A 22,720-nucleotide genomic window follows, 5' to 3' on the forward strand; every position below is an offset into this window, starting at 1 on the left:
CGATCGCTAGCATAGCGAAAAAGGAGGCTCTGCGCTCCCCTGATGAAACAGCACAATCTGCTGTTAATTTGGCGGTTCCAGCGGCGGGGGGCAAAGGTGATTTACAGCGTCATTCTCACAGGCTAGATTGTTGGGATCTACACCGTTACGCACTGCGAAAGACCCCACGATACCGAATGGAAAAGCTATGAATTACCAAAACGACGATTTACGCATTAATGATATTAAGGAACTCCTGCCGCCGGTGGCTTTGCTGGAGAAATTCCCGGCCACTGAACGCGCGGCAAAGACGGTGTCCCAGGCCCGCAGCGCAATTCACAATATCCTACGCGGCAGCGACGATCGCCTGCTGGTGGTGATTGGCCCTTGCTCTATCCATGATACCCAAGCCGCCAAAGAGTACGCGGGGCGTCTGCTGGCGCTGCGTGAAGAGCTGAAGGGCGAGCTGGAAGTGGTGATGCGCGTGTACTTCGAAAAACCGCGCACCACCGTGGGTTGGAAAGGCTTGATCAACGATCCGCAGATGGACAACAGCTTCAACATCAACGACGGCCTGCGCCTGGCGCGCAAACTGCTGGTGGAAATCAACGACAGCGGCCTGCCGGCCGCCGGCGAATTCCTCGACATGATCACGCCGCAGTATCTGGCGGATCTGATGAGCTGGGGCGCCATCGGCGCGCGCACCACGGAGTCGCAGGTGCACCGCGAACTGGCCTCCGGCCTCTCTTGCCCGGTCGGCTTCAAGAACGGTACCGACGGCACCATCAAGGTGGCGATCGACGCCATCAACGCCGCCGGCGCGCCGCACTGCTTCCTGTCGGTAACCAAGTGGGGCCACTCGGCGATCGTTAACACCAGCGGTAACGGCGACTGCCACATTATCCTGCGTGGCGGCAAAGAGCCGAACTACAGCGCGGCGCATGTGAAAGACGTCAAAGCCGGCCTGAGCAAGGCCGGGCTGCCGGCGCAGGTGATGATCGACTTCAGCCACGCCAACAGCAGCAAACAGTTCAAAAAGCAGATGGACGTGAGCGCGGACGTTTGCGGGCAGATTGGCGGCGGTGAAAAAGCGATTATCGGCGTGATGATCGAAAGCCACCTGGTGGAAGGCAACCAGAACCTCGAAAGCGGCGAACCGCTGGTTTACGGCAAGAGCGTAACCGACGGCTGCATCGGCTGGCAGGACACCGAAACCGTGCTGCGCGATCTGGCGGCGGCGGTGAAAACGCGCCGCGGTTAATCGCCAATATGAGAAGGGCCCGGCCGCGGGCCCTTGTTTTTTCCAGCCACTGTGTTCCTCCCTGCCGCCGGCTAATTTAAGGCTTACAGTTAACAGGCCAATTAAATCATTAAGCAGCCGCCTTCGCATTATTCCTATTTAATAAAAGAGTCATTGTCACTGCTCGCGGCATTGTGCTTATATAAGACGCTTTTTTATTCCGCAAACCCCACATGACTAATAAGTGGGGAGCGGCATGACCTATTACTTTCAGGACGAAAGAATTATGACAAGCAATACCTCGCAGTCGCTGGGGCTGCACAGAATTAAATTCCATGGGAAAGGTGGCGAGTACTTCGCTATTTGGTTGGTCAACGCATTATTGACCATCGTGACCCTGGGCATCTATTCCGCCTGGGCGACGGTGCGTCGCCGTCGTTATTTCTACGGCAACACGGAATTGGACGGCGATCGTTTCGATTACCATGCGCAACCGCTGCAAATTCTGAAAGGGCGGCTGTTGGTGATCGGCGGCATCATCGTGTTTTATATCCTGCTGGCGGTGACGCCACTGCTGGGGCTGCTGGCTTTGCTGGTGCTGCTTGCCCTGCTGCCGTGGATCGTTATCCGCAGCTGGCGCTACAATGCGATTATGTCGAGCTATCGCGGCGTGCGTTTTAATTATGTCTGTCGCACCGGGCGCGCTTATTGGGCGTTACTGTTCTGTCCGCTATTGCTGATTATCGGGCTTTATGTCGGCTTAATCATTTTACTCAGCATTGGCAGCGGTTTTGACAGCATCAACGCTATCAGTCTGATGCTGGTGTTGACGCTGCTGTTGGCCGTGCCGGCATTCGCCGCCGTCAACGGTATTATTAGCGCGCTGCAGCACGATCTGTACATCAATAATCTGTTCTTCGGCCGCACGCCGTTTATTGCCGAGCTGAAAAAGTCGGCCTTTATCAAATTTGCCTTGATCGGCCTGCTCATTTTCCTGCCGTTCATGTTGGCAGCGCTGGTGTGCATGGGGTCGTTCATCCTGTCTCTGTACCAAATGGTATTGATGGGTATATTGACGAATGAAACTGCCGATTTGCTGGTGCTGGAGAATATTGGCAGCCTGCTGCTGATGATGGTGGTGCTGCTGATTGGTGCCTTGATCGCCGGCAGCTATCAGGTTGTCGCCCAACGCAACTATCTGTTTAACCAGACGGCGTTGAACGGCAACATCAAACTGCGTTCTTCCATGCAAACGCTGCCGTATATGGGGCTGCTGATCACCAATACCCTGATCACCCTGTTCTCGCTCGGTTTCGCGGTGCCGGTGGCGGAAGTGCGCCACGCCCGTTATCTGGCGGAATGCACGGCGGTTGAAGGCGATCTGGCGTTGCTGGACATCACGGCGCATCAGGAAACCGCCAACAGCGCGGTGGCCGAAGAGGCGGTGCAGGCGCTGGATCTGGGCGGCAGTTTCTGAGGCGCCGATGATCCTCGAGGGCGCCTACCAGTTGCCGGGGCGGGCCGCGCGCGAAGCGGCCCGCCTGCTGGTGAACGAAAGCGGCGAGGGCGTAATGCTGCAGCGGCAGGATGAGCAGCGCTACATTCCCTTGGCGGATATCGCCGTTTCTGACGCGCTGGGCACGATTCCCTTGATGCTGACCTTCAAGGGCGGCGGGCGGTTTGTGCCGGACGACGACGCGGCCTTCCGCCGCTGGTTTTATCAGCGCCGTTCGCCGGGTTGGGTGCATCGCCTGGAGCGCCACAAACGCGGCGTCGCGCTGGCGCTGCTGATGACGCTGCTGGCGGTCGTGGCTTACGTTTACGTGGTGCTGCCGTGGGCGAGCAGTGAGATCGCCATGCGTATCCCCACCTCGGTGGAACAGACGCTGGGCGAACACACGCAGACGTTTTTGAGCCAGAGCGGCTTCAAGCCCTCTGCACTTCCGGCCGAGCGGCAACGGGCGTTGCAGCAACTGTTCCGGCAGGTGATGCCGGTCGAAATGCGCCAGGAGCGTACGCCGCTGTCGCTGAAACTGATGGCGGCGCCCGGTGCGCCAAACGCCTTTATGTTGCCGGACGGCACGCTGGTGATCAGCGATGGGCTGGTTGCGTTGTCGAAAAACGACGATGGGCTGGCGGCGGTGATGCTGCACGAAATGGGGCATCATGCCCATCGCCACTCGATGCGCATGCTGGTGCGCTCGTCACTGGTGGCGTTGACGCTGATGTGGATGACCGGCGACGTCAGCGGCATTGGCGACACGCTGCTGCAGTCCGCGTCCTTCGTGAATGAGATGCAGTTTTCCCGCGGGATGGAGCGCGAGGCGGATGGCTTCGCCATCGCGCAAATGCAGCGGCAGGGGCGTTCGCTGGCGGAAATGGCGGCAATCTACCGCGCATTGGCGCAGGCGCCTGAACGAGAAACGAACGATGGCTGGGCGCTGCCGGCCTGGCTCAGCACTCATCCGGCGATGCAGGAGCGGCTGGAGGCGGTGAACGAGGCGATGGCGCAGCAGCAGAAATAAAAAAGCCCCCGGTGAAAACCGGGGGCTTTTTCGTTACCGGGAACGGGCGAAATTACTTCGCTTTGCCCTGGTTCGCTACGGCCGCCGCTTTTGCAGCGATCTCGTCGGCGTTGCCCAGGTAGTAACGTTTGATTGGTTTGAAGTTCTCGTCGAACTCATACACCAACGGCACGCCGGTTGGGATGTTCAGCTCGAGGATTTCGTCTTCGCTCAGGTTATCCAGGTATTTCACCAGCGCGCGCAGCGAGTTGCCGTGCGCCGCAACGATCACGCGCTCGCCGCTCTTGATGCGTGGCAGGATCTCTTCGTCCCAGTAAGGAATAACGCGATCGATGGTCAGCGCCAGGCTTTCGGTCAGCGGCAGCTCTTGCTCGGTCAGCGAAGCGTAGCGCGGATCGTGGCCAGGGTAACGTTCGTCTTCTTTGGTCAGCTCCGGCGGGGTCACCGCGAAGCCGCGACGCCATTGTTTCACCTGCTCGTCGCCGTATTTCTCAGCGGTTTCCGCTTTGTTCAGACCCTGCAGCGCCCCGTAGTGACGTTCGTTCAGCTTCCAGGATTTTTCGGTCGGCAACCAGGCCTGATCCAGCTCGTCGAGGATGTTCCACAGGGTGTGGATCGCGCGCTTCAGTACGGAGGTGTAAGCGAAGTCAAAAGTGAAGCCTTCATCTTTCAACAGCTTGCCTGCTGCTTTCGCTTCGGTACGGCCCTTGTCGGACAGATCAACATCATACCAACCGGTGAAGCGGTTTTCTTGGTTCCACTGGCTTTCGCCGTGACGCACCAGAACCAGCTTAGTTACAGCCATAGCTTAACTCCTTAATAATCTGACATTTCAATGATAACGAAAATCATTATATTGCCGCGGGCCGGGGCTCGGCAATCGATAGTGTCTAACCATAGCCAATTTCTTGCCGCAAAGTAAGGGCTGGCGAAAGGAAAAAGCTGAATCGTTCAGGCTGGCGCTGCGAGGGAGAAACGGCGCGCCGAAATCGCTTCGTGCGCGCCGTGGCGTGGGGTAAATCAGGCCGATTTTTTCAGGCAGTTGCTCATGAAGGTTTTACGCGCGTCGCCCTTCAGATTCTTGGTCTTGGCGTCGGCGTTGCAGGTTTTCATTTTCTGCTGCTGCGGCGTCAGGGTTTTGCCCGTCGCGGCGGTGCCTTCAGATTTCAGGCAGGTGCTCATAAAGGTAGAGCGATCCGCGCCTTTCAGCGACTTGGTGGATGCTTGCTGGTTGCAATCGGTCATGCGTTTCTGCTGGGCCGCCTGCGCCGGCGAAGGCGTTTTCGTCGCCGTCGTCGCGTCGGCCGCCATCAGATTGGTGCTCAACATTAAGCCCGCCAGCAATGGGAGTGCAGTAATCAGACGCATAGGTGTTCCTTCAGCTATTGATTGGCCGCCATCGGCCGAAAATTGTGACGTTGCACAAGGTGTTGTGCTTATCACGGTAGCCTGAGTGTAGTGCGCACTTTGGAATAAGGAAAGGTGGGTGCCGGCGGGGGGAGAGCGCTAAAAGGTAAGCATTTATAACAAATCGCCCCCGGCCGCACGGCGAGGGGCGTGGCGGGTCAGATAGGATAAAACTGATAATGCGTGGCGCTGCGGTAGCGGTTCCCCGGTTGCAGCCAGCAGTCCGGCTGCGGCCATTCAGGATGGTGCGGGCTGTCCGGCAAAAATTCGCTTTCCAGCGCCAGGCCGGCGTGGTTGGCGTAGCTGCCGCCGTCGCGCGCCGGCGTGCCCGCCAGATAATTACCGCTGTAGAGTTGCAGCGCGGGCGCGTCGGTAAACACGCTCATCTGCACTTGCCCGTCGGCGGACCATAAATGGGCCGCCGGGCACTCCAGCGCGCCGCAGGTACGGTGCAGCAGAAATGCGTGATCGTAACCTTTGACCCGCTGCTGGTCGCGATCGCGCAGAAAATCCTGCAGCAGCGTTTTCGGCTGGCGAAAGTCCATGCCGCTGCCGTCCACCGCCGTCAGCCCGGCGCAGGGAATGCCCTCGGCGTCGACGGACAGATAGCGATCGGCGAACAGCTGCAGCCGCTGGGCGCGGGCGTCGGCGTCGGCGCCGTCCAGGTTGAAATAGGCGTGGTTGGTCAGGTTGACCGGGCAGGGGCGATCGACCTGCGCCAGATAGCTGATTTCTAAACGATTGTCGTGAGTCAGGCGGTAGCAAACCTGCACGTCGAGGTTGCCGGGGAAGCCCTGATCGCCATCCGCTGAATGCAGCGCATAGCAGACCTGCTGCGCATCATGCTGCACCCGGCGCCAACGGCGGGCATGAAAACCGTCGGGGCCGCCGTGCAGCTGGTGGGCGCCCTGATTGGCGGCCAGCGCATGGGGTTTCCCGCCGATGGACAGACTGGCGTTGGCGATGCGGTTGGCGTAACGGCCGACGGTGGCGCCCAGATAGGCGCCCTGTCGTTGGTAGTCCGCCGGACTGCGGCAACCCAGCAACAGCTCGCGCTTTTCACCGGATTTGAGCGGCAAGACGGCGGACAACCAGGTGGCGCCCCAGTCCATCAGCGTCACCGTCATGCCGCCGGCGTTTTGCAACCGCGTCAGTTGGTAAGGCTGCCCATCGGGGGCGGCTGCCGCCGTTGCCGTCAGCATGGGCCAGCGCCTTGCGAAGCCTGGCAAACATAGAACGTTTCCCGCAGCCCGCCGGTTTGCCGCGGATACTCGTGCGCCACGGCGGCACGCACCGTCTCCACGAGATCCTGCGGCATCAGCGCGACGATGCAACCGCCAAAGCCGCCGCCGGTCATGCGTACGCCGCCGCGCGGGCCGATCGTCGCTTTGACGATCTCGACCAGCTTATCGATAGGTGGCACGGTGATTTCAAAGTCGTCGCGCATTGAGGCGTGAGACTCCGCCATCAGCCGCCCCATGCGTTGCAGATCGCCGGCCGCCAGCGCGTCGGCCGCCGCCAGCGTGCGGGCATTCTCGCTGATGACATGGCGCGCGCGTTTGGCCACCAGCGGATCCAGCTGATGTTGACGCGCTTCGAACTGTTCGGGGCTGACGTCGCGCAGCGCCTTGACGCCAAAGAAACGCGCTGCTTCTTCACACTGTTTGCGGCGGGTGTTGTACTCGCTGTCCACCAGCCCGCGTTGCACATTGGAGTTGATGATCACCACCGCGACGTTGTCCGGCATCGGCACCGCACGGGTTTCCAGCGAGCGGCAGTCGATCAGCAGGGCGCTGCCGCGCCGGCCGAGCGCGGAGATCAGCTGGTCCATGATGCCGCAGTTGCAGCCGACGAACTGGTTCTCCGCTTCCTGACCGTTCAACGCCAACGCTACGCCGTCCAACGGCAGCTGATAAAGCGCCTGCAGCGCCTGACCCACCGCGACTTCCAGCGCGGCGGAGGAGCTGAGCCCCGCGCCCTGCGGCACATTGCCGGCGATCACCAGATCCGCGCCGCCGAAGTCGGCGCTGCGGCGCTGAAGATGCTTCACCACGCCGCGCACATAGTCAGACCAGCGCTGATCGGGATGGCTGACGATCGGATCGTCGAGCGAGAATTGATCCTGCTGATTCTGGTAATCGGCGGCCAGCACCCGGATCTGGCGGTCGTCGCGCTTGGCGCAGGCGATGACGGTTTGGTAATCGATGGCGCAAGGCAGCACGAAGCCGTCGTTGTAATCGGTATGCTCGCCGATCAGGTTCACCCGCCCCGGCGCCTGGATGGTCAACGCCGGCGCGTAGCCGAAGTGTTCGGTAAACAGGGAATGGGTAAGCGGTTTCAGGCTCATGCTTGGGCTCCGGCTTCACGGTAATGAATATCGCTGACGGCGCGCAGACGCGCTGCGGCCTGTTCGGCGGTCAGGTCGCGCTGGGTTTCCGCCAGCATCTCGTAACCGACCATAAATTTGCGCACGCTGGCTGAACGCAGCAGCGGCGGGTAGAAATGGGCGTGCAGCTGCCAGTACCGGTTGTCGGCGCCGTTGAACGGCGCACCGTGCCATCCCATCGAATAGGGGAAGGAGCACTGGAACAGGTTGTCGTAACGGCTGGTCAGCTTCTTGAGCGCCAGCGCCAGATCTTGGCTTTGCGCCGCGCTGAGAGCGGTGATGCGCTGCACCGCCGCCTTCGGCAGCAGCAGCGTTTCAAACGGCCAGGCGGCCCAGTAGGGCACTACCGCCAACCAGTGTTCGGTGTTCACCACGATGCGTTCGCCTGCGGCCAGCTCGCGCTGCGCATAGTCCAACAGCAGTGGGGAAGCGTATTGCTGGAAATAGTCGTGCTGCAGGCGATCTTCGCGCTCGGCCTCGTTCGGCAGGAAACTGTTGGCCCAGACCTGCCCGTGCGGGTGCGGGTTGGAGCAGCCCATCGCCGCGCCTTTGTTTTCAAACAGCTGCACCCAGGGATAGTGTTTGCCCAGCTCAGCGGTTTGCGCCTGCCAGGCGGCGACCACCTGCTCCAGCGCCGGCAGCGTCAATTCGGGCAGGGTCTTGCTGTGATCGGGAGAGAAGCAGATCACCCGGCTGACGCCGCGCGCGCTCTGGCTGCGCATCAGCGGATCCTGGCTGTCGGGCGCTGGCGGCGTATCGCTCATCAGCGCGGCGAAATCGTTGGTGAAGACGTAGGTACCGCGGTAATCCGGATTGCGATCGCCGGTGACGCGTGCGTTGCCCGGACACAGGAAGCAGTCTGGATCGTGCGCCGGCAGCGTTTCCGCGGGGACTGCCTCCTGCTGGCCTTGCCAGGGGCGTTTGGCACGGTGCGGTGAGACCAGCACCCACTGGCCGCTCAGCGGGTTGTAGCGGCGGTGTGGATGATCGATAGGGTTGAATTCCGTCATACGGTTCCTTTCTTGGCGTCGACGAGGGTGTAATCGCTTCCAACTGCCGTCTTGATACGCCCGTTGCTGAACAGGGAGAGGACAATGCGCAAAAAGATAGCATGGCTACGGCGACAAAAAGGTGATCTAACGCGAAAAATGGAATCGTTTACACTTCGACGGAAAGCACCCGACTTGCGGACAGAGGCTGATTGTTGAGTGGCTCGAGACGTTGTGGTGCGATGTTGATGATAGCGTTTTCACCCGCTTGGCCGGCAGAAAGGAGATCTCTGCCGGCGTCGGGCGTTAAGGGTGCTGATACAGCGGGTAGGTGAAGAACAGCAGGTGAGTCAGGTTAAGCCCGAAGTGGAACAGAATCGGCACCCACAGGCGGCCGCTCCACATCCACGCCAGGCCGTAGATCAACCCGGCCAGGGTGGCGAAGATCACCATCAGCATGCCGCCGGCCAGATGCGCGGCGCCGAACACCAGGGCGGCGGCGATCAGCGCCGGCCAGGCGCCGAGCCATTGGCTGAGACGTTGCTGCAGGTAGCCGCGAAACAGCGCTTCTTCGGCCATGCAGACGAAGAACAGGTTCGCCATCACGAACGGCAGGATCCAGGCGGGCGCATGCAGTTCGATTTTTAAACCGCCTAGCGCTACGGCCAACAGCAACAGCGCCGGTACGCTGACGATCAATGCAATCCAGGAACCCGAGGCGGCGTTTTTTTCCGCTTTATCGGTTCTGAACAGCGTTGGCAAGCAGGCGAACAGCAGGAAAGGCACCATTGCCTTATCGAAGTTGTAATACATGGTGAACGGCGCGCTGAGCGGGCCGGCTTTTTCGCCGTCGATCATCAGCTGGTTGTGGATGCCCGGTACCAGATGCAAGAACAGCGCCACGCAGCCGGCGACCACCAACCCTTCCAGCGCGATTGCCAGATTGCGTTGCGCGCGAAAATGGTGACGAAACCCCGCCAGCGCCACGATCGCCAGCAGATAACTCAGGCTGAGCGGCGTCAGCACCCCATGATAAAGCCCCATGCCCGCCGAGGCGGCCAGGATCACCCAGGCTATCAGCCGGTTATACGGCAAGAAAAATAACGAAGCAGCCAGAACGCCCCACATAATATGTCCCTTTAAAATATGTACACGGCGCTCAGCGCCTTTGCGGCGTGCGATGATGGCGAAATTGAGCGCTAAAGCGGATAGTAGCACACCAGAATGACGCTAAAGGTCGGGGTAGTGATGGATTTGTGCATGTTGCCGGCCCACACGACCGGCGACAACGCGGGTTAGCCTTTCATCCAGGCCTGCGAACGGGTGATCTCGGCCAGGTTTTGCAAGGTATCGAGGCTTTGCTGGTGGATCTCCTGCGTGGGGGCCGCGCACAGGTCTTGCAGCACGGTCACCTGGAAACCGGCGTCGTGCGCCTGACGCGCAGTGCTCTCGATGGCGAGCGGCGTGCTGACGCCCGCCAGCAGCAGATGATGGCACCGATGCTGGCGCAGCCAGGCTAACAAATTGTTACCGGAGAAAGCGCTCACCGCCGTTTTTTCAAACTGCAGATCGCTCTCTTCCTGATGCAGTTCGGGCGACCAGCGGCAGCCCGGGCTGTTTAACCGCAGCGCGCCGATCTGTTTGAGATGGTTGAACAGCGGCGAGTGGGGCGGAATGTCGTGATAATCGTCGGCGAATCCCACCCGCACCCAAATCACCGGGATTTTTCGCACCCGGGCATAGGCCGCGGCGGCATTGACGTTGGCGAGCAGGTGGGTCGCCGCCACCTGTTCGCGGCAGTGGTTGGCGCGCCCTTTGGGCCCGATCAGATCCTCGATCAGGTCGATGATAATCAACGCAGCGGACATGGCGTCTCCAGAAAATGGCCTTCTTTCTTTCTATGATAAAAGGCCAAATGTGATGTGCTGCGGTGAAGTGTTGCCGGATATGTTTCCGCCACGTTCTAGATGGAGGCTGCCACCAGCCGCTGATGTTGGTAGCCGTAGCCGCCCTCGCCATCGGGCACGAAGCTGAGGCGATGAGTGATGCACTGCGGCGCGTCTTCGGCATGGTGCGAGACGAACAGCAGCTGGGTGGCGCCCTGGCCGATCAGCACATCGATGAAGCGGCGCACCAGTTGGCGATTGAGTGGATCCAAGCCTTGCAGCGGCTCGTCGAGGATCAGCAGCGCCGGATGCTTCACCAGCGCGCGGGCGATCAGCGCCAGCCGCTGTTGGCCCCAGGAAAGGCTGTGGAACGGGGCGTCACCGTGGGCGCCGTCGAGCCCGAGCAGCGCCAGCCATTGTTCGGTCAGTTGCCGCTGACGATCCGAAGCCGCCTGATAAATGCCGATCGAATCGAAGAACCCTGACAGCACCACGTTGCGCACGCTGGTGTTGACGCGATAATCCAGGTGCAGGCTGCTGCTGACATAGCCGATATGGCGTTTGATTTCCCAGATGGTTTCCCCGCTGCCGCGCCGGCGGCCGAACAGCGTCAGATCGTTGCTGTAACCCTGCGGATGATCGCCGGTGATCAAACTGAGCAGGGTGGATTTGCCGGCACCGTTCGGGCCGACGATCTGCCAGTGTTCGCCGGGATTAACCTGCCAATTGAGGTGGTTGAGGATCGGCCGATCGTCATAACTGACCACGCCGTCGCGCAGGACGATCAGCGGACGATCCGTCGGCAGGGCGATTTTCTGTGTCGGATCCTCGGTCTCCGGCAGGGCCAGCCCGCTGAGATTTTCGCTGTGCGCCAGCTGTGCCACCAGCGCATCCGCCATCACCTGCCGGCGTGGCCCGCGGCTGGTCAGGGTGCAGTCAGCCAGCACGCCTACCTGCTGGACAAAGTCCGGTATCTCGTCAAAACGGTTGAGCACCAGCACCAGGGTTTGGCCCTGGGCGGAAAGCTCGCTCAGCAGCGCGGCGAGCTGCGCGCGTGAGTGCACGTCCAGTCCGTCGAAGGGTTCGTCGAGGATCAGCAGGTCGGGCTCGGGCATCAGCGCCCGGCACAGCAGGGTCTTGCGCGTTTCGCCGGTAGACAGGTATTTGAAGCGGCGCGTCAGCAGGCCGGTGATGCCGAACTGCGCGGCCAGCCGCTCACAGCGCGCGGCGTCTTTCACCTCTTCCTGAATGATCTCCGCCGCTGTGCGGCCGGTGTCGTCTTCGTCCGCGCTGAGCAGGTCGGTGTTGTTGCGTTGCCATTCGTCGCTGACCATTTTCTGCAACTGCTCGAAGGAAAGGCGCACCGCATGTTGAAAATCGCTGCGGCGCTCGCCGCTCAGCAGAACCAGTTCGTCAGCCAGCGCGCGCGCCAGGGCGGATTTGCCGCTGCCGTTGGCGCCGACGAAGGCCCAGCTGTCGCCGGCCTGGATCGCCAGCGCGTCCAGCGTCAGGATGCGGGTATCGCTTAAGCGGAATGAACCTTGCGAAATGTGCAACGACGACATCACCTGTTCCTTTTTTTGCAATTATTTGCCTTAGAAATAGGCGCATTGCAGGGGGATGTCAATCAACAAAAACGCAACGTTACGTTGCGCTTAACACAACGTGGCGACAATCACGCGATCGGCGTTGAACAGGGCGTGTACGGCGTCGCCGACGCTCAGCCGCAGACGCTGCAGCTCCGTCGTCGTCAGCGTGGCGCACAGGGTTTCGCCGCCCGCCAGCGTCACCAGCACCTCGCTGTGTTCGGCGCCCGGCTGAATGGCGGCTACCACGCCCGCGAGGGCGTTATCCGCGTCGGCGTTATCGGCCGCATCGACGCTTAATCGCACCCAGGGCGCCTTGATCAGCGCCAGCACCTCTTTGCCGGGCGCCAGCTGCAGCCGGTCGGCGCTTTGCTGGGTTATGGCCGCCGTCAGACGGGTGCTGCCGTCGTTCAACAAAATCGCCAGATGCTGCTGCACCTGCTGATGATCGCGTTCGATCACGGTGCCGAAAAACTGATTGCGCGCGCTGGTTTGCAGCGAAAAGCGCGAGATGGCCGCCAGCAGGCTGTCGAGCGGCAGATCGTCCTGCTGCAACACGTCGAAGGCTTTTTGCTGCACCTGGCCCAGCAGGTCATACAGTTGGATCAGCCGCTGGCCATAGTGCGTCAGCTGCGCGCCGCCACCGCCTTTCCCGCCGGTGGCGCGGTCCACCACCGTTTGTTCCGCCAGCTGATTCATTTCATTGATGGCGTCCCAGGCGCTTTTGTAGCTGATGCCCGCCAGCTTGGCGCCCTGGCTGATGGAGCCGGTGTGCTGCACCTGTTTCAGCAGCGCGATGCGGCGCGGATCGGCGAACAGCTTTTGCTGGAGTTTGAGAGTCAGAAGAATTTCGGCCTGCATAGCGCATCCTGTCGGCGGCAAAAATCTTATTGTCGCCGATTTGGTGGCAAAGCGCCAAACGCAGTGCGTTGGAGAGCGAGGTAATAAAGACTGGTATTGCTTTATTGTTATAATATAACATAACAGAAAAACGATAAGGCTTTACGCCGGCTGCGGCCGGTTTTTATTTCACCACAGGGATGCTCCACATGAGTACGACACGCCGGCGTCTTAGCGCGCCCAGAAAATCTTTATGCCTTGCCGCCGCATGGGTCGGCAGCGCCTTGGCGGCGCCGTCGGCTTTCGCCGCCGACTGCGATAAAGCCCGCAATGCCACGGGATGCGAAGAACATCTCACCGTGGAGGCGGCGTCCCCCGCCGGGCGCTACGATGCGTTGAACGCCGTGAGCCGCAGCGCGTCGCAGCTTGGGCTGACCGCTCAGGAGACGCCGCGCAGCGTCGACATCATCAGCGCGCGGGCGATCCAACAGCGGGGCGACCGCTCGCTGGCCGCCGCCGTCGAGCACGCCACCGGCCTGTCCGGCGTGGCCTCGCCGACGTTATCCAATAACTTTTCCGCCCGTGGTTTCCGGCCGATCGCCTGGCTGTATAACGGCGTAGAAATGCCCGGCAGCACGCTGCAGCTGGGCGATCCGGCGCATTACGACAGCATCGAGGTGCTGCGCGGGCCGGGATCGGCGCTGAACGGCCTGAGCGCCGCGGGCGGCAGCATCAACCTGATCTCGCGGCGGCCGACCTTCAGCCGCCAGCCGTTCGAGCTCGATTATGGCCTCGGCAGCTACCGCAGCCAGCGCTTGCATCTGGGAGCCGGCGGTGCGCTGGTGGACGATGCGGTGGCGTACCGGCTGGACGTCAGCGGCAACGACAGCGGTAGCAACGTGCAGGACGAACGCGATCGGCAGAAACGGGTTTCCGGCTCGTTGCTGTTTAAGCTGACGGACGATGCGCTGTTGACGCTGAGCCTGGACCGCATGCTCAATCGTACCAACAACCCTTATTACGGCACGCCGCTGCTGGACGGGCGCATCGCCGGCGAGCTGCGCGACATCAATTACAACAACCTGACCGACAGCCGCATCCAGAGCAACGCCACCGCATTTCAGGCCGGTCTGGACTGGTTTATGACGCCCGAAGTGGAATGGCATAACCAATTCTATTACTACAGCGGCTTTCGCGAATGGCACAACGTCGAGCGTTTTCGCGTCGCGGCGGCGGCCCGGCCCGGCGACGTCAACCGCGACTCCTTCGGCGCCCTGGCGCATGACGACGATCTGATCGGCAACCGCAGTTCGCTGGTGTTCGACCGCGCCATCGCCGGTTTCGATAACCGGTTGCTGGTCGGCTTCGACCTGAGCAAGCGGCATTTCCAGTACTACTCCAACGGCTTCCCCGGCTCGGAAGATGTGCCGCTCGGCGCGCCGCCCAGAGAGCCGTTCGCTCAGGGTACTGACCGCCAACGCGCGCCGGTGCGCCACGTCACCCAGAACCAGTACGCCGCCTTTCTCGAGGATCGCTTCAGCCTGACCGAGCGTTTAGCGTTGCTGGGCCAGCTGCGCTACAACCATATGAACATGGACTGGCGCTTCCAGGGGCCGCAGGAAGAGAGCCGCGCGCATACCTACGTGTTCAGCACCTGGAGCCTGGGCCCCAGCTATGCATTGACCGATAACCTCAGGCTCTACGCCAACTACACCACCGGGCAGGAGCCAGGCAACGATCTGTTCTTCCTCAGCCCAACGCAGACCGACCTGCCGCTGACGCGTGCGCGCCAGTGGGAGGCCGGCGCCAAAGGGCAGTTTTGGGGTAACAAGGGCGAGGCGACGCTGGCGCTGTACGAACTGCGCAAGGACAACCTGTTTGTGCCCGACGCGCAGCGGCCGGATGCGTTGAACGCGGTAGGCAGGCAGACGTCGCGCGGCATCGAGCTTGGCGTGGTGCTGCGCCCCGACGAGCGCTGGGAGTTGGCCGGCAACGCCGCCTACACCCACGCTCGCTACGACGATTATCGCGGCGGTAGCCCGCTGCGCAGCTACAACGGCAATCGCCCGGCCTATATCCCGGACTGGACCGCCAATCTCAGCGTGCATTATCAGGCGACGGCGCGCCTGGGGTTGGCTTCTTCGCTGCGCTACGTCGGCAGCAGTTACAACGACGACGCCAATCAGCGCAAGATGCGCGCGTACACCACGCTCGATCTGGCGGCGGACTATCAGCTTACGCCGATCGTCGATGTCGGTTTTCGCATTCGCAATGCCACCAACCAGCTGTACGCCTATCAGCGCACCTACCCGGATCAGGCGCTGATCGCGCCGCCGCGCAGCTATGAAACCTTCGTGTCGGTCAGGTTCTGACGGCGTGAAACATTCGTTTTACTCGCTGCTGTATGCCCTGGGCTTGATGTGGGGCGTTTCGCTGCCCGCCGATGCCGTCAGCCTGCACAATTGCGGAGCAATGCGCGATTACCCGCAGGTGCCGCAGCGGGTGCTGGTTTACGCCAACCCGGCGCTGGAAAACCTGCTGGCGCTGGGGCTGGCTGGCCGGGCGATCGGCGTGGTCGGGTATGACCGCGCGCGCGATCCCGCGCCGACGGTGTCGGCCGATGCGTTGCGGGCGCCCATCAGCCCGGCGCCGCCCACGGCGGAAGCGTTGCTGCTGATGCGGCCGGATTTTGTCTATTCGGCCAGCTATTACTGGCTGCACAGCCCGGAAACGCCCGATCGGACGCGGCTGGCGGAATGGGGCATCGGCACCTATCTCTCTCCCGGCGCCTGCAGCGGCCAGCAAAGCGCGATCGCCGCCGTGTTGACGTTCGAAGACATTTTCACCGAGCTGCGGGAGCTGGCGCGCATTTTCAACGCCAGCCGCGCCGGTGAAGCGCTGATCGCGCAGCTGCGCGGGCAGCTGAGAGCGCTTGAGGCGCAGCGCGCACAGCTGCCGCATTTGCGGCTGCTGTGGTGGTATGCCGGCGCGCAGACGCCCTATGTGGCCGGCTGCTGCGGTGCGCCAGGCTTGCTGAGCCGCAGCGTCGGCAGCGAGAACCTGTTCGGCGATCTGCCCGAGCTGTGGCCGACGGTGTCCTGGGAGGTCATCGCCGCGCGCGATCCGGATGCGATCGTGCTTGGCGATCTGCCACGCGGCGGCCTCGGCGACAGCGCGGCCGACAAGATCGCGTTTCTGGAACATCACCCGCTGACCGCCAGGCTGCGCGCCGTGCGTCAGCGGCGCTACGTGATCCTTCCCGGTTACGACATGGACCCTTCCGCCCGCACCGTGGCGGCGCTGGGCCGTTTGATTCGGGGCCTGGCGGCGTTGCCGCCGCAGGCGCCGACTTTTTCCAACAAGGAACCTTGATATGACTGCCGTTTCATTCTCTTCGCTGCTGGACTCCTGGGATCGCCAGCAGGCGGCCTACATCGCCGAACGCGAAGCGCGTTTTAACGCCCAGCTGGACGTGCTGGCGCTGGCCGCCGGCCAGGATTTTCACGTGGTGGATCTGGCCTGCGGCCCGGGGTCGCTAAGCCTGCGCATTTTGCAGCGCTTTCCGCAGGCCAGGGTCACCGCCATCGATCTCGATCCGCTGCTGCTGGCGGTGGCGCGCGGCGCGTTGGCGGCGTACGGCGATCGGATCCGCATTCTGCAGGCCGATCTGGCGGATCCTGCCTGTTTTTCCGCGTTGTCCGGCCCCGCGCCGCAGGCGGCGGTGTCCAGCACGGCGCTGCACTGGCTGATGCCGGAACAGCAGCTGGCGCTGTTCCGCAACGTCGCCGGGCTGCTGGCCGACGGCGGCGTGTTCCTCAATGCCGATCATCAGCGCTATGACCATCGCCATCCGCGGCTGAAAGCGTTGGCGGAGCGGCATGATGAGCAGACCCAACAGCGCGCCTGGGACAACGGCGTCGAGGATTGGGATCGTTGGTTCGCCGGTGCGCTGCAATCGCCGGCCTTGGCCGCTTATCAGGCCGAGCGCGAAGCGCTGTTCGCCAGTCGTCCTGTGCCGCCGCCGACGCCGGTGGGCTTCCAGCTTGCGGCCCTCAGACAGGCCGGTTTCAGCGAGGTGGGGACGGTATGGCAGCTGTTGGACGACTATGTGATTGCAGGCTGGAAATAGCATGAGCCTGCGGTTACTGCCCGGTCGTGAGGCGGCGTGGCTGTTGCTGCTGGCGGCGGCGTTGCCGCTGGCCCTGCTGGGGGCCACCTTGTCGGGGCCTGCGCCGATCGCGTGGCGCGACGTATTCGGCATCAGCGGCGGCGCGGCGACCGATGCCGAAGTGTATCAGCGCATCATCTGGTCGCTGCGCATACCGCGCGCGCTGCTGGCGGCGCTGGCCGGCGCCGGGCTGGCGTTGGCGGGTACCGTGCTGCAGTCGCTGACCCGCAACCCGCTGGCCGATCCCTGGGTGCTGGGGATCTCCTCCGGCGCCGGTGTGGGGGCGGTAACGGTGTTGGTATTGGGGCTGGGGGGCGGCCTGCTGTCGGTGTCCGGCGGCGCGTTTATCGGCGCGCTGGGAGCGTTTGCGTTGGTGATGCTGCTGGCCGGGCGTTCGCTGCAGGGGGAGTCCACGCTGTTTATTCTGGCCGGAGTGGCGGTGACGCAGCTGCTCTCCGCGCTGACTTCGCTGATCACCCTCTGGCAGGCGGACGCCAACGCCACGCGCGGCGTGATGTTCTGGCTGCTGGGATCGTTCAGCGACGCGCGCTGGCCGCAGGTCGGGCTGTGCGGGCTGGCGTTGGCGGCGGTGCTGCTGCTTTGTTGGCTGCGGGCGGGTGAGCTGGACGCGCTGGCTTTCGGCGGTGTGACCGCCGCTTCGCTGGGCGTGGCGGTAGTTCCGTTGAAGCTGCTGCTGTATGTGGCGACCAGCGCGCTGACGGCGGCGATCGTCGCGTTCAGCGGCGCGGTGGGATTTATCGGGCTGACGGTGCCGCACGTCGCCCGGCGGCTGGTCGGTTCGCGGCATCGGCTGTTGTTGCCAGCCAGTGCGCTGTGCGGCGCGCTGTTCGCCGTGGCGGCGGACACGCTGGCCAGAACGTTGTTTGCTCCGCGCGAGCTGCCGGTCGGGGTGCTGACCGCACTGCTGGGGGTGCCGGTATTCCTGCTGTTGCTGTATCGGAAGGTCAATGCATGACGATTGAAAAAACGCGCTCTGGCCTGTGCGCCGAGGCGGTGAGCTGGCGAACGGGCGCCCGCACGGTGCTGGAAAATCTCAGTTTCTGCGCCTTGCCCGGTGAGGTCACCGGCGTGCTCGGCGTCAACGGCAGCGGTAAATCCACGCTGCTCAAGCTGCTGGCCGGGCTGCAGCCCGCCGCCGGGGGCCGCGTTTGGCTGGAAGGGCGCGAAATTACCGCGTTTTCCGGGCGGGAGCGCGCCAGGCGCATCGCCTTTCTCGAGCAATCCGCCCCCGGCGGCTTCGCGCTGCCGGTGAAGGAGGCGGTGCTGCTGGGGCGCCTGGCCCATACCGGCCGCTGGCGCGGTTTCGGCGCCGAGGATCGCCGCCTCGCCGAACAGGCGATGGAGCAAGTGGGCATCAGCCACCTGGCCGATCGCGATTGGCAGCGGCTGTCCGGCGGCGAACGGCAGCGGGTGCATCTGGCGCGCGCACTGGCGCAGCAAACGCCATGGCTGCTGCTGGACGAGCCCGCCAATCATCTGGATATCGCCCATCAGCAGCAGTTTATGGCCTTGCTGCGGCGGCTGAAACTCAGCGTGGTGGTGACGCTGCACGATCTTAATCTGGCGGCCTGTTATTGCGATCGGGTCGCGCTGCTGCAGCGGGGCGGGGTCTGTGCGGCGGGCGCGCCGCGGCAGGCGTTGACGCCGGAGAACATTCGCGCGGTATACGGTGTGGAAGCCAGGCTGGCGGTGCCCGCCGGCTATGCGCCGCCGTTGATCTATTACCCCGCGCCGGGATGAGGGAGGCTGAAAGGGCACGTTTGGCCGATCACAATTTCACCCCGCTGGCTAAAATAACTCCGGTTTTGTCGATTTTTTGGGTTAGAATAACCCTTATGCGGTGAAAGGCATTTGCCGCTCAATGGGCAGTTAAGCGAGGCTATCATGTTGGAATTATTGAAAAGTCTGTTGTTTGCCGTGGTGATGGTGCCGGTGGTGATGGCGCTGATTCTCGGCCTGATCTACGGTTTTGGCGAAGTGTTCAACGTCTTCTCCAAAGTGGGGCGTTCGAAAGAAAACCGCACCCAGCACTAACCGTTCCCCATCCCGATACCCGCCGGCATCCCCCGGCGGGCATTCCTCAAGTTATCTCACGCTTTGCCGATAAACCGCATGACAAGCTTTCGCGCAACGTTATATTATTTTTTATATAACGAAGAGTGATAATGCACGTTAACTTGCGGAGAAAAACAATGAAACAGCAATGGACTAAATGGGTTGGCGGGATCGTTCTGGCATCGGGTCTGATGGCTCAAGCTGCGGCGGCGGAAAAGATCACCGTGTTCGCCGCCGCGTCGCTGACCAATGCGCTGCAAGACATCGCCACCCAGTATCAAAAAGGCAAGGACGTGCAGGTGGTTTCCTCCTTCGCTTCGTCCTCGACGCTGGCGCGCCAAATTGAGCAGGGCGCCCCGGCCGATTTGTTCATCTCCGCCGACCAACAGTGGATGGATTACGCCATCGACAAGCAGCAGATGGTGAAAGACACGCGTTACACGCTGCTGGGCAACGAACTGGTGCTGATCGCCGCCAAGAGCGATAAGCAAGATAAGATCGCCATCGACAAGCAGACCGACTGGGCCAAGCTGCTCAACGGCGGCCGCCTGGCGGTGGGCGATCCGGATCATGTGCCGGCCGGCATCTACGCTAAGGAAGCGCTGGAACACCTGGGCGCCTGGAGCGCATTGGAGCCGAAACTGGCGCGCGCCAACAACGTGCGCAGCGCCATGGCGCTGGTGGAGCGCGGTGAAGCGCCGCTCGGCATCGTCTACGGCTCCGACGCGGTCGCCAGCGACAAGGTGAAAGTGGTGGGCGTCTTCCCGGAAGACAGCCACAAACCGGTTGAATATCCGATGGCGATTGTGAAAGATCGTCAAAATCCGACGGTCAGCGCTTTCTATACCTATCTGAAGAGCCCGGAAGCGGCCGCTATTTTCGAACATTATGGATTCACCCCGCGTAAATGATTTTGAGTGAGTACGAGTGGCAGGCGGTTGAGCTGAGCCTGAAAGTATCCGGTTTGGCGGTGGTCTGCAGCCTGCCGTTCGGCATTCTGATGGCCTGGATGCTGGTGCGTTGCCGCTTCCCCGGCAAGGCGCTGCTGGACGGCGTCATTCACCTGCCGCTGGTGCTGCCGCCGGTGGTGGTCGGCTATTTGCTGTTGATCGCCATGGGGCGGCGCGGCGTTATCGGCGAGTGGCTGTACGACTGGTTCGGTTTCAGCTTCAGTTTCAGCTGGCGCGGCGCCGCGCTGGCGTCGGCGGTGGTGGCGTTTCCGCTGATGGTGCGCGCCATCCGGCTGGCGCTGGAGGCGGTGGATACCCGGCTGGAGCAGGCGGCGCGCACGCTGGGCGCCAACCCGTGGCGGGTGTTTTTCACCATCACGCTGCCGCTGTCGCTGCCCGGCGTCATTGTCGGCGTGGTGCTGGCCTTCGCCCGCTCGCTGGGGGAGTTCGGCGCCACCATCACTTTCGTCTCCAACATTCCCGGGGAAACCCGCACCATTCCGCTGGCGATGTATACGCTGATCGAAACGCCGGGGGCGGAGGCCGCCGCCGCGCGCCTGTGTGCGATCGCCATCGTGCTGTCGCTGGCTTCGCTGATGGTGTCCGAATGGCTGGCCCGCTGGGGCCGCAAACGGATGGGGGTGTAAATGCTGGAGCTGGATTTCTCGCAGCAGCTGGGCGATCTCAATCTCAACGTCCGCGCCGATTTACCGGCGCAGGGCATCACCGCGATTTTCGGCCTGTCCGGCGCGGGCAAAACCTCCCTGATCAACGCCATCGGCGGCCTGACTCGCCTGCAGCAGGGGCGCATCGTGCTCAACGGCCGCACGTTGGCGGATACCGCCACCGGCCAGTGCCTGCCGCCGGAAAAGCGCCGTATCGGCTACGTGTTTCAGGATGCGCGGCTGTTTCCGCATTATCGGGTGCGCGGCAACCTGCAGTACGGCATGGCGGCCGGCATGCGCGCGCAGTTCAACACCATTGTCGAGCTGCTGGGCATCGGGCCGTTGTTGAACCGGCTGCCGCTGACGCTCTCCGGCGGTGAAAAGCAGCGGGTGGCGATCGGCCGAGCGCTGCTGACCGCGCCGGAACTGCTGCTGATGGACGAACCGCTGGCCTCGCTCGATCTGCCGCGCAAGCGCGAGCTATTGCCGTATCTGGAGCGGTTGGCGCAGGACGTCAACATCCCCATCCTTTACGTCAGCCACAGCCTGGACGAGATCCTGCGCCTGGCCGAGCAGGTGATGGTGCTGGATCGCGGCGAAGTGCGCGCATTCGGCGGGCTGGAAGAAGTCTGGGCCAGCAGTGCGCTGCGGCCGTGGCTGCAGCGTGAAGATCAGAGCAGCGTGCTGCGCGTCAGCGTGATCGAGCATCATCAACGTTATGCCATGACGGCGTTGGCGCTTGGCGATCAGCGGCTGTGGGTCAGCGGCATCGACGCCGAATTGGGCACCCAACTGCGCATCCGCATCAACGCCGCCGACGTTTCGCTGGTGCTGCAACCGCCGGTCAACAGCAGCATTCGCAATGTGTTGCCGGCCAAGGTGAGCGAGTGTCTGGACGTGGACGGGCAGGTGGAAGTGAAACTGGCGGTCGGCGAACACGTGCTGTGGGCGCGAATTACGCCGTGGGCGCGCGATGAACTGGCGATCCGCCCTGGGCAGTGGTTGTATGCGCAGGTGAAGAGCGTATCCATCAGCCGCGAGAGCCGCTAAGGCAGGCCCTCCCGACGGGAGGGCGAAAAGATTACAGCACGCGGGTGCGGATCACCTCGGCAATGCCCGGCTGCAGGTTATCGGCGATCACCAGATCGGCGCGTTCCTTGATGGCGTCATCGGCGTTGCCCATCGCCACCCCCAACCCAACCGCTTCCAGCATGCTGATGTCGTTGTAGTTGTCGCCGAACGCCACCACCTGATCCATGCTCAATCCCTGTGACTCTACCCATTGGCGCAGGCGCTTGCCTTTGCTGTTGCCGCCTTTGGCGATATCCACCTGATCGTGCCAGGACCATTCGCACGCCAACCCCAGCTCTTTCTCCACCGTGTCGGCAAACTCGCGCAGCGCGGGGATATCGGCATGCGAGGTGGCGAATTTCCAGATCGCCTGCGCGTCGTCGGCCGCCTGCGCCAGACTGCCGACCTGCAACAGCGTCGGGCGCTGTGCCGCCGGCAGTGTCTCGGCCCAGGCCAGCGATCGGGTCACGTGGCCGCTCGGTTCCTGATACAGCATGGCGTCGTCGACGTACATCAGCCCGTGAATGTCGGTCTGCTTGAGCATCTGCAGCACCTGCTTGGCCTGATCTTTCGCCAGCGGATCGGCAGCCAGCACCTTTTTCTGCTGAAAATCATACAGGTAGGTGCCGTTGCAGCAGATGGCCGGGGTATCTATCTGCAGCGCCTGGTAAAACGGATGGATGGCGACGTGGTGGCGGCCGGTGACTACCACCACCTGGACGCCGGCGGCGCGCGCCTGCGCCAGCGCTTCCAGCGACTGCGGTAAGATGCGTTTTTGGTTGTCCAACAGGGTGCCGTCAAGGTCGAGGGCGATGACGCGGTAGCTCATAGGGTTCTCGTTATCGTTAGCCATAAAATTAATCCGATGGTACACCGGATAGCCAACGGAGAAAACCGCGTGAGCTTCCGGTGCTAAGCAGGGTTGCCATGCGACGGATGTGCGGTAAGCTAG

22 protein-coding genes are annotated in these 22,720 nt (G+C 62.5%); 12 read left to right on the top strand and 10 right to left on the bottom strand.

Features of this window, described 5'->3' with window-relative positions; genetic code table 11:
• Positions 1 to 187 precede the first annotated feature (187 nt).
• The 3 genes from aroG (at position 188) to AAIE04_RS02045 (ending at position 3,744) form a co-directional block, all read left to right on the top strand.
• On the top strand, positions 188 to 1,240 hold the full coding sequence (gene aroG, locus AAIE04_RS02035) for a 3-deoxy-7-phosphoheptulonate synthase AroG (protein ID WP_019454023.1): 1,053 nt from the start codon (positions 188 to 190) through the stop codon (positions 1,238 to 1,240).
• A gap of 265 nt (positions 1,241 to 1,505) precedes the next feature.
• Positions 1,506 to 2,696 carry a YjgN family protein gene (locus tag AAIE04_RS02040; protein WP_498576387.1) on the top strand — a complete coding sequence of 397 codons (1,191 nt, stop codon included), beginning with the start codon at positions 1,506 to 1,508 and terminating at the stop codon, positions 2,694 to 2,696.
• Between the two features lie 7 nt (positions 2,697 to 2,703).
• Complete coding sequence (locus AAIE04_RS02045) at positions 2,704 to 3,744, top strand: M48 family metallopeptidase (RefSeq protein WP_498576388.1); 1,041 nt, start codon at positions 2,704 to 2,706, stop codon at positions 3,742 to 3,744.
• Between the two features lie 52 nt (positions 3,745 to 3,796).
• Here the strand turns inward: AAIE04_RS02045 and gpmA are convergent, their stop codons facing one another.
• The 9 genes from gpmA to modE all read right to left on the bottom strand — a co-directional run bounded on the left by gpmA (position 3,797) and on the right by modE (position 12,859).
• Complete coding sequence (gene gpmA / locus AAIE04_RS02050) at positions 3,797 to 4,549, bottom strand: 2,3-diphosphoglycerate-dependent phosphoglycerate mutase (protein ID WP_019454020.1); 753 nt, start codon at positions 4,547 to 4,549, stop codon at positions 3,797 to 3,799.
• 215 nt (positions 4,550 to 4,764) lie between these two features.
• Positions 4,765 to 5,112, bottom strand: a complete 348-nt coding sequence (locus AAIE04_RS02055; RefSeq protein ID WP_025160028.1) for a PsiF family protein — start codon at positions 5,110 to 5,112, stop codon at positions 4,765 to 4,767.
• A 197-nt stretch (positions 5,113 to 5,309) separates the two neighbouring features.
• The gene (gene galM / locus AAIE04_RS02060) at positions 5,310 to 6,353 is read right to left on the bottom strand and encodes a galactose-1-epimerase (RefSeq protein ID WP_498576389.1); all 1,044 of its coding nucleotides are present in this window, start codon (positions 6,351 to 6,353) and stop codon (positions 5,310 to 5,312) included.
• A complete protein-coding gene (gene galK, locus AAIE04_RS02065; RefSeq protein ID WP_019454017.1) occupies positions 6,347 to 7,498 on the bottom strand; it encodes a galactokinase in 1,152 nt (383 codons plus the stop codon). Before galK ends, galM begins: the two co-directional genes overlap by 7 nt.
• Positions 7,495 to 8,547, bottom strand: coding sequence for a galactose-1-phosphate uridylyltransferase (gene galT, locus AAIE04_RS02070; RefSeq protein WP_498576390.1), 1,053 nt, complete (start codon positions 8,545 to 8,547; stop codon positions 7,495 to 7,497). Before galT ends, galK begins: the two co-directional genes overlap by 4 nt.
• 285 nt (positions 8,548 to 8,832) lie before the next feature.
• Positions 8,833 to 9,654, bottom strand: coding sequence for a CPBP family intramembrane glutamic endopeptidase (locus AAIE04_RS02075; protein WP_498576391.1), 822 nt, complete (start codon positions 9,652 to 9,654; stop codon positions 8,833 to 8,835).
• A gap of 167 nt (positions 9,655 to 9,821) precedes the next feature.
• Positions 9,822 to 10,394: a cysteine hydrolase family protein gene (locus tag AAIE04_RS02080; protein ID WP_019454014.1), complete on the bottom strand. Its 573-nt coding sequence runs from the start codon at positions 10,392 to 10,394 to the stop codon at positions 9,822 to 9,824.
• A gap of 95 nt (positions 10,395 to 10,489) precedes the next feature.
• Positions 10,490 to 11,977: a molybdate ABC transporter ATP-binding protein ModF gene (modF, locus tag AAIE04_RS02085; RefSeq protein ID WP_498576392.1), complete on the bottom strand. Its 1,488-nt coding sequence runs from the start codon at positions 11,975 to 11,977 to the stop codon at positions 10,490 to 10,492.
• A gap of 90 nt (positions 11,978 to 12,067) precedes the next feature.
• Complete coding sequence (modE, locus tag AAIE04_RS02090) at positions 12,068 to 12,859, bottom strand: molybdenum-dependent transcriptional regulator (protein ID WP_197667265.1); 792 nt, start codon at positions 12,857 to 12,859, stop codon at positions 12,068 to 12,070.
• Between the two features lie 188 nt (positions 12,860 to 13,047).
• Between modE and AAIE04_RS02095 the strand changes: the two genes are divergently transcribed.
• The 9 genes from AAIE04_RS02095 (at position 13,048) to modC (ending at position 21,747) form a co-directional block, all read left to right on the top strand.
• On the top strand, positions 13,048 to 15,210 hold the full coding sequence (locus tag AAIE04_RS02095) for a TonB-dependent receptor (protein ID WP_498576393.1): 2,163 nt from the start codon (positions 13,048 to 13,050) through the stop codon (positions 15,208 to 15,210).
• Between the two features lie 4 nt (positions 15,211 to 15,214).
• The gene (locus tag AAIE04_RS02100) at positions 15,215 to 16,210 is read left to right on the top strand and encodes an ABC transporter substrate-binding protein (protein ID WP_498576394.1); all 996 of its coding nucleotides are present in this window, start codon (positions 15,215 to 15,217) and stop codon (positions 16,208 to 16,210) included.
• 1 nt (position 16,211) lies between these two features.
• A complete protein-coding gene (locus AAIE04_RS02105; protein ID WP_498576395.1) occupies positions 16,212 to 16,967 on the top strand; it encodes a class I SAM-dependent methyltransferase in 756 nt (251 codons plus the stop codon).
• Position 16,968: 1 nt separating this feature from the next.
• Positions 16,969 to 17,982: a FecCD family ABC transporter permease gene (locus AAIE04_RS02110; protein WP_498576396.1), complete on the top strand. Its 1,014-nt coding sequence runs from the start codon at positions 16,969 to 16,971 to the stop codon at positions 17,980 to 17,982.
• The gene (locus AAIE04_RS02115) at positions 17,979 to 18,767 is read left to right on the top strand and encodes an ABC transporter ATP-binding protein (protein WP_498576397.1); all 789 of its coding nucleotides are present in this window, start codon (positions 17,979 to 17,981) and stop codon (positions 18,765 to 18,767) included. The genes AAIE04_RS02110 and AAIE04_RS02115 overlap by 4 nt, the downstream gene beginning before the upstream one ends.
• A gap of 144 nt (positions 18,768 to 18,911) precedes the next feature.
• Positions 18,912 to 19,061, top strand: coding sequence for an AcrZ family multidrug efflux pump-associated protein (locus tag AAIE04_RS02120; RefSeq protein WP_004939813.1), 150 nt, complete (start codon positions 18,912 to 18,914; stop codon positions 19,059 to 19,061).
• A 158-nt stretch (positions 19,062 to 19,219) separates the two neighbouring features.
• Positions 19,220 to 19,993: a molybdate ABC transporter substrate-binding protein gene (modA, locus tag AAIE04_RS02125; RefSeq protein WP_498056579.1), complete on the top strand. Its 774-nt coding sequence runs from the start codon at positions 19,220 to 19,222 to the stop codon at positions 19,991 to 19,993.
• Positions 19,990 to 20,679, top strand: a complete 690-nt coding sequence (gene modB / locus AAIE04_RS02130) for a molybdate ABC transporter permease subunit (protein WP_498576398.1) — start codon at positions 19,990 to 19,992, stop codon at positions 20,677 to 20,679. The genes modA and modB overlap by 4 nt, the downstream gene beginning before the upstream one ends.
• Complete coding sequence (modC, locus tag AAIE04_RS02135) at positions 20,680 to 21,747, top strand: molybdenum ABC transporter ATP-binding protein ModC (RefSeq protein WP_063918925.1); 1,068 nt, start codon at positions 20,680 to 20,682, stop codon at positions 21,745 to 21,747.
• 31 nt (positions 21,748 to 21,778) lie between these two features.
• On the opposite strand, the gene AAIE04_RS02140 is transcribed toward modC, so the two are convergent.
• On the bottom strand, positions 21,779 to 22,597 hold the full coding sequence (locus tag AAIE04_RS02140) for a pyridoxal phosphatase (protein ID WP_025160025.1): 819 nt from the start codon (positions 22,595 to 22,597) through the stop codon (positions 21,779 to 21,781).
• Between the last annotated feature and the right edge of the window lie 123 nt (positions 22,598 to 22,720).

The organism is Serratia sp. Ae19-1 (assembly GCF_059801225.1).

Bases quoted from the DNA above. Each gene is read 5' to 3' on its own strand.
- aroG (WP_019454023.1), top strand. From the start codon at position 188: ATGAATTACCAAAACGACGATTTACGCATTAATGATATTAAGGAACTC.
- AAIE04_RS02040 (WP_498576387.1), top strand. From the start codon at position 1,506: ATGACAAGCAATACCTCGCAGTCGCTGGGGCTGCACAGAATTAAATTC.
- AAIE04_RS02045 (WP_498576388.1), top strand. From the start codon at position 2,704: ATGATCCTCGAGGGCGCCTACCAGTTGCCGGGGCGGGCCGCGCGCGAA.
- gpmA (WP_019454020.1), bottom strand. From the start codon at position 4,549: ATGGCTGTAACTAAGCTGGTTCTGGTGCGTCACGGCGAAAGCCAGTGG.
- AAIE04_RS02055 (WP_025160028.1), bottom strand. From the start codon at position 5,112: ATGCGTCTGATTACTGCACTCCCATTGCTGGCGGGCTTAATGTTGAGC.
- galM (WP_498576389.1), bottom strand. From the start codon at position 6,353: ATGCTGACGGCAACGGCGGCAGCCGCCCCCGATGGGCAGCCTTACCAA.
- galK (WP_019454017.1), bottom strand. From the start codon at position 7,498: ATGAGCCTGAAACCGCTTACCCATTCCCTGTTTACCGAACACTTCGGC.
- galT (WP_498576390.1), bottom strand. From the start codon at position 8,547: ATGACGGAATTCAACCCTATCGATCATCCACACCGCCGCTACAACCCG.
- AAIE04_RS02075 (WP_498576391.1), bottom strand. From the start codon at position 9,654: ATGTGGGGCGTTCTGGCTGCTTCGTTATTTTTCTTGCCGTATAACCGG.
- AAIE04_RS02080 (WP_019454014.1), bottom strand. From the start codon at position 10,394: ATGTCCGCTGCGTTGATTATCATCGACCTGATCGAGGATCTGATCGGG.
- modF (WP_498576392.1), bottom strand. From the start codon at position 11,977: ATGTCGTCGTTGCACATTTCGCAAGGTTCATTCCGCTTAAGCGATACC.
- modE (WP_197667265.1), bottom strand. From the start codon at position 12,859: ATGCAGGCCGAAATTCTTCTGACTCTCAAACTCCAGCAAAAGCTGTTC.
- AAIE04_RS02095 (WP_498576393.1), top strand. From the start codon at position 13,048: ATGAGTACGACACGCCGGCGTCTTAGCGCGCCCAGAAAATCTTTATGC.
- AAIE04_RS02105 (WP_498576395.1), top strand. From the start codon at position 16,212: ATGACTGCCGTTTCATTCTCTTCGCTGCTGGACTCCTGGGATCGCCAG.
- AAIE04_RS02110 (WP_498576396.1), top strand. From the start codon at position 16,969: ATGAGCCTGCGGTTACTGCCCGGTCGTGAGGCGGCGTGGCTGTTGCTG.
- AAIE04_RS02115 (WP_498576397.1), top strand. From the start codon at position 17,979: ATGACGATTGAAAAAACGCGCTCTGGCCTGTGCGCCGAGGCGGTGAGC.
- AAIE04_RS02120 (WP_004939813.1), top strand. From the start codon at position 18,912: ATGTTGGAATTATTGAAAAGTCTGTTGTTTGCCGTGGTGATGGTGCCG.
- modA (WP_498056579.1), top strand. From the start codon at position 19,220: ATGAAACAGCAATGGACTAAATGGGTTGGCGGGATCGTTCTGGCATCG.
- modB (WP_498576398.1), top strand. From the start codon at position 19,990: ATGATTTTGAGTGAGTACGAGTGGCAGGCGGTTGAGCTGAGCCTGAAA.
- modC (WP_063918925.1), top strand. From the start codon at position 20,680: ATGCTGGAGCTGGATTTCTCGCAGCAGCTGGGCGATCTCAATCTCAAC.
- AAIE04_RS02140 (WP_025160025.1), bottom strand. From the start codon at position 22,597: ATGAGCTACCGCGTCATCGCCCTCGACCTTGACGGCACCCTGTTGGAC.